Annotated in this window: 7 protein-coding genes and 1 pseudogene; 1 reads left to right on the plus strand and 7 read right to left on the minus strand. The window is 77.4% G+C overall.

Annotation, left to right across the window (positions count from 1 at the left end):
• Nucleotides 1-209 precede the first annotated feature (209 nt).
• The 7 genes and pseudogenes from IHE55_RS08725 to IHE55_RS08755 form a co-directional block, all read right to left on the minus strand.
• Nucleotides 210-1184 (minus strand): acyl-ACP desaturase, encoded by a 975-nt coding sequence (locus IHE55_RS08725; RefSeq protein ID WP_197988503.1) that lies wholly within the window; start codon nucleotides 1182-1184, stop codon nucleotides 210-212.
• 156 nt (nucleotides 1185-1340) lie between these two features.
• Nucleotides 1341-2681, minus strand: coding sequence for an allantoicase (alc, locus tag IHE55_RS08730; RefSeq protein WP_197988504.1), 1341 nt, complete (start codon nucleotides 2679-2681; stop codon nucleotides 1341-1343).
• A gap of 123 nt (nucleotides 2682-2804) precedes the next feature.
• Complete coding sequence (locus IHE55_RS08735) at nucleotides 2805-3761, minus strand: LysR family transcriptional regulator (RefSeq protein ID WP_197988505.1); 957 nt, start codon at nucleotides 3759-3761, stop codon at nucleotides 2805-2807.
• A gap of 1193 nt (nucleotides 3762-4954) precedes the next feature.
• Complete coding sequence (locus IHE55_RS08740; RefSeq protein WP_443742602.1) at nucleotides 4955-5185, minus strand: hypothetical protein; 231 nt, start codon at nucleotides 5183-5185, stop codon at nucleotides 4955-4957.
• 134 nt (nucleotides 5186-5319) lie between these two features.
• Nucleotides 5320-5841 (minus strand): annotated as a pseudogene (locus tag IHE55_RS08745) (4-alpha-glucanotransferase); the annotation flags it as partial.
• Between the two features lie 744 nt (nucleotides 5842-6585).
• On the minus strand, nucleotides 6586-8412 hold the full coding sequence (gene malQ / locus IHE55_RS08750; protein ID WP_197988506.1) for a 4-alpha-glucanotransferase: 1827 nt from the start codon (nucleotides 8410-8412) through the stop codon (nucleotides 6586-6588).
• Between the two features lie 1609 nt (nucleotides 8413-10021).
• Nucleotides 10022-10327: a hypothetical protein gene (locus IHE55_RS08755; RefSeq protein WP_197988507.1), complete on the minus strand. Its 306-nt coding sequence runs from the start codon at nucleotides 10325-10327 to the stop codon at nucleotides 10022-10024.
• Nucleotides 10328-11159: 832 nt separating this feature from the next.
• Between IHE55_RS08755 and IHE55_RS08760 the strand changes: the two genes are divergently transcribed.
• The gene (locus tag IHE55_RS08760; protein ID WP_372442642.1) at nucleotides 11160-14402 is read left to right on the plus strand and encodes a glycoside hydrolase family 84 protein; all 3243 of its coding nucleotides are present in this window, start codon (nucleotides 11160-11162) and stop codon (nucleotides 14400-14402) included.
• Nucleotides 14403-14646 lie beyond the last annotated feature (244 nt).

Here is a 14646-nt window from a genome sequence, read left to right on the forward strand (position 1 = left end):
CCGACGTGGGGGTGCCCGGGACCGTCACGGTACCGGGCACCCCCACGTCACGGTCGCGGTCCCGGCCCCAACCCCGGCTCCGGACGGTTCAGTCCGAACCGTCGTACGGGCCCGAACCCGATCGGCCCGGGCCCGAACCGCTCGATCGCGGTCCGGGCCCGGCCGACGCGGGCCGGCGCCCGGTTGGCCCAGGCCGGGGCCCGGGCGGCTCAGGCGCGTTCGGCCCGGGCGCGGCGGCGGGCCAGCAGGGCCGCGCGGCGCTCGTCGAACTTGCGGGCCTGGTCGTCCAGCCCGCCCATGTACCGGCCGAGTTCGTCCTGGGCCTCCAGCCCCTCGGGGCCGAGACCGGAGATCTCCAGCACCTTGAGGAAGCGCAGCACCGGCTGGAGCACGTCGTCGTGGTGGATGCGCAGGTTGTAGATCCCGCCGATGGCCATCTGGGCGGCGGCCCGCTCGAAGCCGGGGATGCCGTGGCCGGGCATCCGGAAGTTGACCACCACGTCGCGGACCGCGCTCATGGTCTGGTCGGGGGCGAGTTCGAAGGCCTTCGACAGCAGGTTCCGGTAGAAGACCATGTGCAGGTTCTCGTCGGTGGCGATCCGCGCCAGCATCCGGTCGCACACCGGGTCACCGGAGTGGTGGCCGGTGTTCCGGTGCGATATCCGGGTGGCCAGTTCCTGGAACGCCACGTACGCCACCGAGTGCAGCATGCTGTGCCGGTTGTCGGACTCGAAGCCCTCGGACATGTGCTGCATCCGGAAGCGTTCCAGCGCCACCGGGTCCACCGCCCGGGAGGTGAGCAGGTAGTCCCGCATCACGATGCCGTGGCGGCCCTCCTCGGCGGTCCACCGGTGCACCCAGGTGCCCCAGGCGCCGTCCCGCCCGAAGAGGGTGGCGATCTCGTGGTGGTAGCTGGGCAGGTTGTCCTCGGTGAGGAGGTTGACCACCAGCGCGGTCCGCCCGATCTCGGTGACCTTGGACTGCTCGGGCGACCACGCCTCGCCGCCCATCACCCCGTCGAAGTCCCGGCCCTCGCTCCATGGCACGTACTCGTGCGGCATCCATTCCTTGGCGACCTTCAGATGCCGGTTGAGTTCGGTCTCGACGACCTCTTCGAGCGCGTACAGAAGCTGGCTGTCACTCCACACGGCACGGCCGTGCGACTGGGCGGGGGCAAGGGTCACGCGAGCTCCTGGGGACGTAGAGCCATCGGGTACTTACGGTTCCGTAGGTTACGACACCGTAGGTTAAAGCCGAAATAAATGGCTCGCCATGCGGACGCCGATGCTCTACGGACTCCTTGAGGGCCCGGCCCGCCCGGGGTTCCCGTGCCCGTCCGGTCAGCCGGTCAACTTCCCGTGCCGAGACCTGAGTTGCTCCAGCCCGAGCGCGGTGAGGGCGCCGTGGACCCGCAGCCGGGCGATGCCGCCGTCGGGAAAGGTGTCCAGTCGCACATGGGTCACGGTGGCCGGTCCGGGCAGCGGCAGCCGGTGCGCGGCGTCCGGTTCCAGCCGCACCGGGGGCAGCAGCGGGAACCAGGCGGCCGGGTCGGCGGGGTCGGCGGTGAGCGCGTCGCAGCCGGACAGGGCCGCCCAGCCGGCCGCGTTGCCCTTGTAGTACGCGGTGTCGATCTCCACCGCCCGCACCTCGCCCTGGCCGGCGAGCCGCAGCCGCGCCCAGTCGTGTCCCCGGTCGCGGCGGCGCCGGGTCTCCCAGCCGTCCTCCATCTTCCGGGAGAGATCGGGCCGGATCATGTTGAGCGGGGCGGAGAAGAAGCGGTCGGAGGCGTCCTCGACCACGCCGCCGTGGACCACCGAGGCGAGGTCCACCGTGCCCAGCAGCTCCAGCCAGCCGGGGTCCGGCACCGCCTCGCCGTGGACCCGCAGGCGGGCGATCCCGCCGTCCGGGTACTGGCACAGCCGCAGATGGGTCCAGCGACGCCCGTCGGTGACCGGGAAACCGTTGGCGGCGTGGCCGCGCACCGGCGACGGCGGCACGATCTCCTCCCACCGCACCCGGCCGGAGAGGAGTTCCGCCGTACCCGGGGTGCCGGGCAGGGCGGCCGCCTGCACGCCGATCAGCCACGGGTGGTTGCCGCGGAAGTGCGCGGTGTCCACCACCAGGCCGCGCACCACCCCCGGCAGGCCGAGCCGGATCAGCGCCCAGTCGTGGTCGTCGCCGGACGGGTGCGGCGACCCGGCCGAGGTGCCGCGGCGGCGCCGGGTCTCCCAGCCGTCCATGACCTTGCCCTTGTGGCCGAAGGCGTGCGGGTCGAACACCGGCCGCCCGGGCAGCAGCAGGTTCTCCCGCTCCGCGAAGAACTCGTCGTTGGCGGCGGGCACGGCGCCGCCCAGCCGGCGGTCGGCGAGGTCCACCAGATGGGTGAAGGGGAAGTCGCCGTGCCGGTAGTCGGCGTAGGGGTCACCGCCGCCGTAGGGGGCGGCGTTCCCGCCGGCCGGATCAGCCGCCGCATCACCGGGCGCCTCGCCGGCGGGGGCGGCCGGGGCGGAGGTGGCCGGGACGGGCCGGGGTGCCGGAACGGTCGGGGGTGCCGGAACGGCCGGGGGCGTCGCCGGTGAGGCAGTCCGGGGGTGCCGGAGGCGGGACGACCGGGGGCAGGGGCGGTCGAAGGCGGGGTCCGGGGTGGTCGGACCGCCGGGAGTGGGGCGGTGATCGCGCATGATCTCCTCCGTTGTGTCGGGACGCTCGGCTCGGATGGCGGAGCGGGCCGCGGGCGCGGCCTCCGTCACGACTCTCGGGGAGGGCGTTCACACAGGTCCATCGAAACTTTTCGATGCTTCCTTTCAGTTCGGCTGAACGGTCGCGGGTGCGGGGTCCGTGCCGGAGTGCGCCGTGGCCGCACGCCGGAGCGCGTCGAGCACGGTGGCGTATCCGGGTGCGCCCTCCGATCCGCGCCGTACCGCCGCCACCACGTGCCGGTGCGGCCGGTCGGCCGCCAGCTCCCGCACCACCACGCCGCGCGGTCCGGGCCCCGGCGCCACCACGGTCAGGGCCATCCGGGAGACCAGTGCCACGCCCATGCCGGCGGCCACCATGGCGAGGATCGAGTGCCAGTCGGCCGCCGCGTGGGCCTGTTCCGGCGCGAAACCTGCGGCCTCGCAGGCGGCGGTGGTGATCCGGGACCACGGCCCGCTGCTGCCGAAGATCCACCGCTCGGCGGCGAGGTCGGCCAGTCGCAGCGCGGGGGCGGTGGCGAGCGGGTGACCGGTGGGCAGCGCCACGTCCAGGGGGTCGGCGAGCAGCGGCAACCGGGTGAACCGCGCGTCGCGGGCGGTCGGCGCGTGCGCCGCCAGCGACAGCGCCAGGTCGACCGTGCCGTCGGCGAGGAGCGCGTACGCCTCGGCGGCCTCGGCCTCCCGGACGCCGATCTCCAGCCCCGGGTGGCTGGTGCGCAGCTCCACCACGGCGGGCACCACCAGGGCGGGGACCGCGGTGCCGAACGCGCCGACCCGTACCCGGCCGGTCTCACCGCGCAGATGGCCGGCCAGCTCGGCGTCGGCCCGTTCCAGCTGGGCGAGCACCTCGTCGGCGTGGCGCAGCACCAGCCGGGCGGCGTCGGTGAGCCGGAGCCGCCTGCCGTGCGCCTCCAGCAGCGGCACGCCGAGTTGCTTGGCGAGTCCGGACAGCGCCTGGGAGACGGCCGACGGCGTCAGCCGCAGCGCCTCGGCGGTGGCGGTGACGGTCCCCAGGTCGTGGAGGGTACGCAGCACCCGCAGCTTTCTGATGTCCCAGTCGCCCATACGCGCAAGCTACCCGGCGGCCTCCCGCCGCTCGGTGGGCGGAGGCAGGCCGGCCGAGGCGGGTCGGCCGGAGACGGGCGGAGGCAGTCCGGGCGGAGACGGTCGGAGGCGGTCCGGCCATGGGCGGCCGGAGACGGCCCGGCGGGAGACGGGGGCGTCGGAAGGCGGGGGCGTCGGTAACGGCCCCTGGCCTCCGGCGGAGGCCGCGGGGTTCTCGCGGGTTCTCATGGGTCTGCGGAACCGGGGCCGGGCGGGCGCACGGCCGGGATCCGTCGGCGGGCGCGGCGGTCCCTGGGCCGGGGGCCCGGGCGAGCGGGCGGCTCCCGTACGCCCGGAGGCGGACGGTGGCTGGGCACGCGGGCGGGGCGTACCGCCTCCGGCGATGGCACCGCCCGGGCGTACGACCGCTCTGAATCCCTGCGGGGGCGCGGCGGGGACGGGGCCCGGCCGCCAGGCGGAACCGGGCTCGGCGGGCGCACGACCGGGCCCTCCGCCCCCACCGGGCGTAGGGCAGCTCGGCACCATGGGGCGCGGACATCCCGTCGGACCGGCGTGCCCGCACCCGCGGACCGGCCGGACGGCCCTACGGCGGGCCCGGCAGCCGGGCCCGCCGTCCGGCCATCAGGGGAGGGAGGCAGCCGGGGCCCGTGCGATGGAAGGACGCACGGGAACGGGGGTCTCCGTGCGACGGCATGCCGGGAGGAAGCGGCGCGCGGCGGGGTTGGGACGCCCGACGGACCTGCGGCAACGCATGGCGGGTGGAACACTGCGCGCAGCTTGACGACGACGGCGGCGCGCGGCGGGGCGCAGGCGCCGGGGGGCGGCACAGGCGTGAAACGGCGTCCGGCTCAGCGGGCGAGGCAGGGCACGGCGGGACGGATCGGCGTGCGGAGCGACACATGATGGACCGGTCGATGTGGAGCTACACACGACGGACGGGTCGACGTGCAGGGCGGCCGCACGGCAGGCGGGACGGGTCGGTGCGTGGAGCGACACACGACGGACGGGACCACGTGCACGGCGACGCGCGGCGGGACTGCGGCGCGAACGGCCCGAAGTCGGACCTGCGGCGCGCACGGCACGCAGAAGGGTGGGGGCACGGCGAGGTGGCCGGCCGACGGCGTCACCGCCGGGGCGCACCGAAGGCACCCACCGGCGGTCTCACCGGTGGGCGCCCTCGCGCGGAAGTCTGGTCAGCCCGTCTGCTTGCGGGACTTGTCCAGCATCATCACCAGGCCGGCGATGACCAGGAACGAGACGATCGGCAGCGCGACATAGAGGCCGAGCGTCTCCATGACACTCAGGCCCGGACCCGGGTCGTCGCCGTCGTCACGGGTGAGCGCGAACGCGGAGGACGACATCAGCAGCATCAGCGTCGTACCGGCGGACACGGCACCGGCGCGCAGGGCGTTTCTGTTGACCACGCTCCCAAACTAGCGAACCCCCGAAAGCGCCGCGCGTCCGGGGTGCCGTTCGCCCGCCCGCGCGGGGCTTCCCGAGGTGGCGGCCGGAGCGGGTGCGGGGGCGGGCCGGAGCGGGTCCCGGCCGGCCGGCGGGCTCACCCGTGCCCGCCGGCTCCGGGAGCGGGCCGGGGGCCGTCGCAGTCCCGGGCGGCCGCGCACCGGGCCACCTCCGCCATCAGGGCGTGCAGCCGGGGCGAGGCGGTCAGTTCTTCCAGGGACACCGGGCGGCCCGACGCGTCGGCGATCGGCAGCCGCCAGTTGGGGTATTGGTCGCAGGTCCCCGGGAGGTTCTGCGGGCGCCGGTCACCCACCGCGTCCGGCAGCCACACCCCCACCATCCGGGCGGGGGTCCGCAGCAGGAAGCGGTACACCGCCTTGATCACGCCTTCCTCCTCGTCCGGCCCTTCGGGCAGCAGCCCGAGCCGTCCCAGCAGGGCCAGCCACTCGGCGACCTCGGCCGCGTCCTCGGCCCGCTCCCGGGCGAGCGGGCGGGTGAGCAGCCCCAGCCGGTGCCGCAGCTCCACGTGGTCCCCGGTGAGACGAGCCGCGGTGCTCGGCAGGTCGTGCGTGGTGGCGGTCGCCAGACACGCCTCCCGCCAGGCGCCGGGCGGCAGCGGCTCCGGGCGATCGGCGGCTCGCCCTTCGACGGCCGGGCCGCCGGTCGTCGTCGTGGCAGCCGCCGGGCCGTCGGTCCTCACCGAGACGGCCACCGGGCCGTCGGCGACGCCGCCCGGCACGGCTGCCGGCCCGGTGGCCGGGTTTCCGGACTCCGGGCGGTCGCCGCCCACCGGATGTCCGGACGGCGGACTCCCGTGCGCCCCCGGATCCCCGGCCGTCGGGTCGTCGGCCGTGGAACCACCGGCCGCCGGGACCCCGACCACCAAGGGCTCCCTCGCCGGCGTTCCGGGTGACCGACCGGCCCCGGCGGGCGGGCCCCCGGGAGCGGCGTCGGGGCCGGGACAGGGGCCGGAGTCGGCAGCGCGGTCCGCCACGGCCGCCACGGGCCCGGCCGCCACCGGCAGGGCGGAGGCGCACACCGGTGCGCCGGGGGCGGGCTCGGCCGGAGCGGTGACCCGCCCGGCCGCCTGCACCGATCCGGTACCGGGAACCACCTCTCCGCCGCCCCGCCCGTGGTCCGGGCCGTCGTCACCCCACCGCCCGTGCTCGGACCCGTTGTCACCCCACCGGCCGTGCTCGGGACCCGTTGTCACCCCGTTCACCTGCGGTATGGCCGCCGCCGCTCGGTTCACCGCCGGCCGGACCGGCGTCCCCGGGGGCCGCCGTAGCCGCGCGGTCCGTCCTCGTCCCGGGCACCCCCGCCCCGGCTGCCGGATCCCCGGCCCCGGTCACCGCTCCGGCCGTCACCGCTCGGGCCGTCGTCGCCCCTGACCGTGCCCGTCCTCGTCCGTGCCGCCCCCGCCCCCGTCCCGACCGATCCTGTTCCCACCAGCGCCGTCCCGGCCGGTGCCGTCCCGGCCATCGTCGTCCCGAGCGTCGCCGGTCCGTTCGAACCACAGCACCGACGTGCCCAGTACGCCGCGCTCGGCGAGCATGTCCCGCACGCCCGGGCCCACCGTGCCCAGGTCCTCGCCGATCACCACCGCCCCCGCGCGGTGTGCCTCCAGTGCGAGGACGCCGAGCATGGCCTCGGCGTCGTACCGGACGTACGTGCCCTCCGCCGGGTCCCGCCCCTCGGGCACCCACCACAGGCGGAAGAGCCCCATCACATGGTCGATCCGGAGCGCGCCCGCGTGCCGCAGCACCCCGCGCAGCAGCTCCCGGAAGGGTGCGTGGCCGGTCGCGGCGAGGGTGTCCGGGCGCCACGGCGGCAGGCCCCAGTCCTGGCCGCGCGCGTTGAACGCGTCCGGGGGCGCGCCGACCGACATCCCGGCGGCGAACGCGTCCTGCCGCGCCCAGGTGTCGGCGCCCGCCGGGTGGACGCCGACGGCCAGGTCGTGGACGAGGCCGATGGCCATCCCCGCCGCCCGGGCGGCGCGCTGCGCGGCGGCGAGCTGGTCGTCCACCAGCCAGGCCAGCCAGCGGTGGAAGTCCACCCGGTCCAGGTGTTCGCGCCGGGCGCGGGCGGTGTGTGCGGAGCGCGGGTCGCGGAGTCCGGCGGGCCACCGGCGCCAGTCCGGCCCGTACACCTCGGCCAGCGCGCACCAGGTGGCGTGGTCCTCCAGCGCCTGACCCCGCTCGGCGAGGAAGGCTCGGTGGGCGGCCTGCCGGGCCGGGCTCGCGGGCACCGTGCGCAGCAGTTCCAGTGCCTGGTACTTCAGTGCCCGGACCCGGTCCCGGTCGATCAGCCGGCCGTGCCGCAGCACGCCGTCTCGCAGGGCGGCGGCCTCGGCCAGCAGGGCGTCGGCACGGCCCCGGGCCTCCCCGGTCAGCCGGGCGAACTCGGGCACGTCCGCGACCCGCAGGTGGAGCGGGTCGGGGAAGCGCCGGGAGGAGGGACGGTAGGGCGAGGGGTCGGAGGGGGCACCGGGTGTGCCGGGCATGGCCGCGTGCAACGGGTTGACCTGCACGAACCCTGTCCCGAGGGTCCGGCCGGACCAGTCCGCGAGATCCGCCAGGTCGCCGAGGTCGCCCATGCCCCAGGAGCGGGACGACAGCAGGGAGTACAGCTGGACCAGCAGTCCGTGGGTACGGACCGCGGGTGCCGGGAGCCGGTCCGGGGCGACGATCAGCGGGGCGGCGGCCGAGCGGCCGTCCGGGGCGTGGGCGCGCAGCACATGCTGCCCGAACGGCAGACCGGTGGAGCCTTCCGGGGCCCGGACGCGGGTGCCGCCGGTACCGGCCGGCGGTCCGGGGGCCGGGTACCGGGCAGCACCCCCGTGCGTCGGGGTGGTGGGGGCCCGTCGCGGCGCACGGCGATGTGTCTCCGGGGCCCAGTCGTGGCTGCCGCCGTCCTCGGTCTCCACCCGCAGTACGGTGCCCGGCGGCAGCCGCAGGGCGGGCGGGCGCCCGGGGCGTACCACGACGCAGGGCGGCAGCAGCCGGTGGAGTTCCCGGTGCGCGTGGCGGTTCAGGGCGGCCCGGACCGCCCGCGGTGTGGACGCGTCCACACCCATCGCGGCGAGTACCGCCACCACGGTGTCCTCGGGTGCCGGGACGGTCCGGCCCGGTACCGGTTCGTGGTGCGTGGCGACACCGTACAGCTCGGCGAGCCGCGCTCTGCTTCCCATCGGACTCCTCACCACTCCCTCGGTACGTCCCGCGGCGGCCGGTGACCTCCTCGCGGCTCCCGGGTGGCCGGCTGTGATCTCCCCGACGGTGAGCCGAGGGTCTGCCCGTCGGCGGATCGTCACTCTTTCCCTGTGGCGGGGCTGCGGGCTCCCCGCCGGGTGCGGCCCTCCCGGTGGGTGGGTCGTCGGTCCGTACGGCGGTCGGCCACGGGCTGCTCGGCGGTGCGCCGGCCGGCCGTGCACCGGCCCGGGGCGGGCCGAGGCGTCCCCTGCCGTCCCGTTGGGCAGACGGGTGAACCGCGACGACGACCGCGGCCCGGGACCGGCCGGGCAGCCCGACGGCCGGGCGGCCCGGCGGCACATGCACCCGGCCGCACCGCCAACACCGAGCCCCGGCAGCCGCCACCGCCACCGCCGCCGGTGCGGACGTGACCGCCATACCGGGAGGCCCACCGCCGCCGCCGCCACCGCCGCCGCCGCCGAGGATGGTGACCGCCTTACCGGGAGGCCCGCCGGTACCGAGGGCCGAACAACAGGATCAGGCATGCCCGGGCGATGGGCCGTCAGCCGCCCCGGAGCGCCCCGCACTCGGGGGCATTCGGCGTATTCGGCGTATCCGGCAGGCCGGCTTCCGAAGCCCGTCCGGCAACCGTCCCTGGACAGCCGCCCGCCGGGCCCGCGGACGGCGGCAGCCGCACACCACGGCAGCGCCGGCCTGGCCGGTCAGGAACGCCCGGCCCCTGTCAGATCGTCACTGCTCGCCCGCATGCGGCAGACTTCGGCCCCGCCGGGCCCGGTCGCACATCAGGCGTCGCGTGTCCCGGCGCGTCGGGCAGGTGCCGGAGGGCTTGCGACACGCCGGTCCGGGATACGCAGGACGCCGGAGCGACACGGCCGGTGACACGGCTCAGCGCCGGACCGGACACCGGATCGGCCGAACGCGGCACACCGGCCCGAGCGAGGCGCGCGGCCGATCAAGCCGGCTGACGCCGTGTCGCACCGCCCGATCGGCACGGGGCGCGCCGGTCTCTGCTCGCGCCGGACACCGGCACGCCGGGGTCCCACCACCCGGTATGCCGGAGCGGGCGACACGCCGGGCGGGGCACCCGGCCCACCGGATCGGTGACACCCGCGACTCACCGATCACCGGTTCACCGGCCGCATCACCGGGCACGCCGGGGCCGGGCCACCGCCTCGGCAGGCGCAGGCAAGACCGGGACACGCCGGCCCGTCGGACGGACAGCGGCCTGCGCGACCCGGCCCCTCCGGTGGGCAGCGGCGCATGCGAGCCGCTCCGCCGGACCGGACAGCGGCGCATCGGTCCGGTCCGCCGGGCCGACAGCGGGCCACACGCCCCGGCGCGGCGGACCGGGCGCGGCACCTTGCTCCGCCGGCCCGTCAAGCCCGGGGGCGGCCCGCTCTCACCCGGCGCGGCGGACCGGGCACACGGCCCGTACGCCCGACGTCCCGGCCGCAGGCCCGACGCCCGGTCCAGGTGTCCGGCGTCCGGCGGCCCGTGCGCACCGTTCCGGGGTGCGGACCCGCGCGACGGGCGACGGGCCCCTGGGCGTGCCGCTCGTCGGCGGTCGGCGGGTTGACGCCCCAGCGGTCAGTGGCCCGCCCCGGGGTCCCTCACGGCGGCGGTCGGCTCGCTGGTCAGCGGCAGCCCCGCGGCGAGCGGGGGTTCGCTGGTCAGCGGAAGTTCGGTGGCGAGCGGCGGCTCGCTGGTCAGCGGGGTTTCCATGCCGGTGGCCGAACCGGCCCCGTCCAGGCCGGCGTCGGGGTAGGGCACTCCGGCGAGCAGATCGGGTTCCCGGCCGTCGGCCCCGTCCTGGGAGCCGTGCCCGTCGGCAGTCGGCCCGGGAACCGTGGGTTTGGAGAGGGCGGTGAGCAGAAGCTGGGCGGAAGCGGCCACGGGGGCCTCCGTAGGGGGTCTCGGGAGTGGGACAGGCGAGCCCTACCCACTGCGGACGGACACAGACGTGACCCGACCCGAAACGTGATCCAGGCCACACCTTCGGGGCGGACGTTCTGCGTGCCACACCCACCCCGAACCACAGAGCTTACGGGCGAAACGGACATTCGGGCGGCAGACTTGCGGGACCGGAGGGGTGCCGCCGAAGCGCCTGCCGGAGAGCCGAAGAGCATTACCGGCACTTCGGTCACGCCCGTTGACACCCTCCCCGGCCGAGTGGTGGGCTCGACGCCGATCGGCGCGTCAGCCGTACGCCGCCGGCCGCCCACCGCACACCGTCGCACGCCCTCCGCACGCCGTCCGCGCCCCCGGCGCGGACCCGGAACCCCGCCGGACCCGGACCCGGCACCCATCCGGCCCGGGGTCGGTACCCACCGGCCCGGGGGCCGGCCCGTCGCTGCTCCGGGGCCACCGGCCCCGGGTCCGGGGCCGGCCGTCGGCCACCCGGCGCTCCGGAGGCGGCGGGGCACCGGCAGCAGCGGAAGGCGGCGGGGCAGCGGCAGGCGGCGGGGCGCCGGTCACGCACACCGGCGGGCCGTCACCGCCGCCGTGCCGCCCCCCGCGGGACGGGCGGCGCGGGCGGAGCGTACGGCTGCCGGGACCGGGCGCCCGCGGGGGCGCACGGGTGTACGGCTGCCGGCGCCTGGCGCGCACGCGCCCCCGCGCACGGGCGTACGGGTGCCGGCACCGGGCCCCGCGTACGCGTTGTACGGGCGCCGGCACCGGGCCCCGCGCGGGGGCGTACGGTCGTCGGCACCGGGCATCCGGGCGGGTGACCACCACCGGGCGCCCGGGCGGGGCCACCGACGAGGAACGAGGAGAGGGCACCGTGCAGTTCCGCGGGATGTGGGCCGGCGGGTCGAGGGCCGCCGGTGCCACCGCACTCGCCGCCGCCGTCCTCGGCGGACTGATCGGCGGCGCGCCCAACGCCGCCGCCGAGCAGCCCGCCGGCACCGGCGCCGAGTCCCCCTGGGCCACCACCGCCGAGCGGACGGACGCCTCCGGGGTGCCCCCGGTCTGGCCACGGCCGCAGACCCTGCGGGCCCACGGGACCTCGGTCCCGGTCGCCGGGCAGGTCACCCTGGTGGCCGACGCGGACACCGACCCGTACGCCCTGGACGCGCTGCGGGAGTTGCTGAGCGGCGCCGGGGCACGCACGGTCACCGAGGTGACCGACGGCGGGCGGGACGCCGCCGGGCGCGACGGTTCCGCCGGCCTCCGGGTGCTGGTCCAGGGGCGCGAGGCGGAGGCGGCACTGCGCGCGCTGCGCGCCCCGGAGCGCGGTGACCTGCCCTCCGGCGGCTACCGGCTGGCCTCCGGCACGGTGGACGGGGTGCCCACGGTGGCGATGGCCGGGGTCGGCCGGGACGGGCTGTTCCACGCGGTGCAGACGCTCCGTCAGCTGCTGGTCGGGCCCGGCGGGCGCGCCCCCGGGCAGGCCGGACAGGGCGGGCGGGCCGGATCGGGAGGACAGGGCGGCTACGCCGTCCCGTCGGTGACCGTGCGGGACTGGCCGGCGGCGGCCGTCCGCGGCACCACGGAGGGCTTCTACGGCGAACCGTGGACGCAGGAGCAGCGGCTGGCCCAGCTCGACTTCCTGGGCCGCACCAAGCAGAACCGTTACCTGTACGCGGCGGGCGACGACCCGTACCGGCTGGCGCGCTGGCGCGACCCGTACCCGGCCGAGGCGCGCGCCGACTTCCGGGAGCTGGCGGACCGTGCCCGCCGCAACCACGTGACCCTGGCCTGGGCGGTGTCGCCGGGGCAGAACTTCTGCTTCTCCGCGAGCGGCGACGTCAAGGCGCTGCTGCGCAAGATCGACGCCATGTGGGCGCTGGGTGTGCGTGGCTTCCAGCTCCAGTTCCAGGACGTCAGCTACGACGAGTGGCGGTGCGTGGGCGACCGGATCACCTTCGGCGCCGGACCGGAGCGGGCCGCGGCGGCCCAGGCGCAGGTGGCGAACGCGGTCGCCGACCACCTGGCGCGCCGTCACCCGGACGCGCCCCCGCTGTCCCTGCTGCCCACCGAGTACTACCAGGACGGCCGGACCGAGTACCGCGCCGCGCTGGCGGAGCGGCTGGACGACCGGGTGGAGGTGGCCTGGACCGGCGTCGGGGTGGTGCCCCGCACCATCACCGGCGACGAGTTGGCCGAGGCCAAGGAGGCGTTCGGGCACCCCCTGGTGACCATGGACAACTACCCGGTCAACGACTTCGCCCAGGACCGGATCTTCCTCGGCCCCTACACCGGCCGGGAGCCGGCCGTGGCCATCGGGTCGCAGGCACTGCTGACCAACGCCATGCAGCAGCCGGCGCTCTCCCGCATCCCGCTGTTCACCGCGGCCGACTTCGCCTGGAACCCGCGCGGCTACCGGCCCGGGGAGTCCTGGCAGGCGGCCGTCGACGACCTGGCCGGGCCGGACCGGGCCACCCGGGACGCGCTGCGGGTGCTCGCCGCCAACAACGCCTCCTCGATGCTCGGCGGATGGGGCGGGACCGAGGAGGGCGACGGGGAGAGCGGCGGGGAGTCGGAGTACCTGCGCCGGCGGATCGAGGCGTTCCTCACCGCGCACGAGGGCACCGACGAGGCGGCACTGGCCCGGGCCGCGGAGCGGCTGCGCGCCGCGTTCCGGACGCTGCGCGAGGTGCCCGGACGGCTGGAGCCCGCCCTCGGGGACGAGGCCGGGCCCTGGCTGGAGCAGCTGGGCCGGTACGGCGAGGCCGGCCGGTACGCGGTGGACATGCTCACCGCGCAGGCGCGGGGCGACGGCGCCGCGGCCTGGCGGCACCGGCAGGCGCTGCAGCGGCTGCGGCAGCAGATCGCCGCCAGCCCGGCCACCGTCGGCAAGGGGGTGCTCACCCCGTTCCTCGCCACCGCGCTGGAGCGGGCGGACGCCTGGGCCGGGCTCGACGAGACGGCCGAGAAGCCGCCGCGCACCGACGCGGGGCAGCGGGCCGCGGCGGACGGCGACGCGCGCACCACGGTGACCGCCGGCCGGCCGGTGACCGTGCGGTTCGGCCGGGTCCGCCCGCTGACCGCCGTCACCGCGCTCACCGGCACCGGCCCGGAGCGGCGGGGCACCGTCGAGGCGCACGTGCCCGGCGCCGGCTGGCGGAAGCTGGCCGAGGTCTCCGGCAGCGGCTGGACGCAGGCGCCCGGCAAGGGGCTGCGGGCCGACGCGGTACGGCTGACCTGGGCGGACGAGGACCGGGACGGGGCGGGCGGCACGCCGCCGGCGGTGCACGAGCTGACCCCGTGGTTCGCCGACACCCCCGCTGCGGAACTGCGGCTGTCGCGGAACGTGGCGGACGCGGAGATCGGCGGCCGCCCGGCGGAGGTCGAGGTCCGGCTCACCGCCCGCCGGCCTGGCGACGTCCGGGGCGACCTGGTGGTACGGGCGCCCGGCGGGGTCACCGTCACCGCGCCGAAGGAGGTCACCGCGGTGCGCGGCGGGGTGGCCACGGCCCGGATCCAGGTGTCGGTGCCGGCCGGCGCCGCCGCGGGCACCTACCGGCTGCCGGTGCGCTTCGGGTCCGAGGAGGCGGTGCTGACGGTGCGGTCCTTCCCGCCCGCCGGGGGCCCGGACCTGGCGTCGGCCGGACGCGGCACCCGGGCCACCTCGTCCGGCGACGAGACCGACGCGTTCCCGGCCGCCGCCGCCATCGACGGCGACCCGGCCACCCGCTGGTCCTCGCCGGCCGAGGACGGGGCGTGGCTCCAGCTGGAGCTGGCCCGCCCGGTCCGGCTGGGCCGGCTGGACCTGCACTGGGAGGACGCGCACGCCAGCCGGTACCGGGTCCAGGTGTCGGCGGACGGCCGCACCTGGCGCACCGCGGCCACGGTGGACGACGGCCGGGGCGGACGGGAGACGGTGCGCATGGACGCCTCCGGCACCCGGTTCGTCCGCATCCAGGGCGTCGAGCGGGCGCCGCTGCCCGAGGGGGTACCGGGCCGTTACTCGCTGTGGTCGGTCCAGGCGTACCAGGTGCTCGACGAGGGCCCCGGCGGGGCGTGACGGGGCCCGGGCCGAGGGGCTGCCCGTCCGGGCCCGGAACGGACCGGCTCGTGCCGGGGACCGGGACCGGCCCGGACCCGCACGCGCCCTGAGCAGGGGCGTGCCGGGCCGCCGGCGACCACGCAAGGACGGGCGCCGGCCCCGGCGGGCCCCGGACGCCCCGCGCGTCCCGGCGGGCCCCCGGATGCCCCCGACAGACCCCGGGGCGCCCCGGAGAGACCCCGGCGGCCCCGGGGACGACAAT

Source organism: Streptomyces pactum (assembly GCF_016031615.1).
Lineage (GTDB): Bacteria > Actinomycetota > Actinomycetes > Streptomycetales > Streptomycetaceae > Streptomyces > Streptomyces pactus.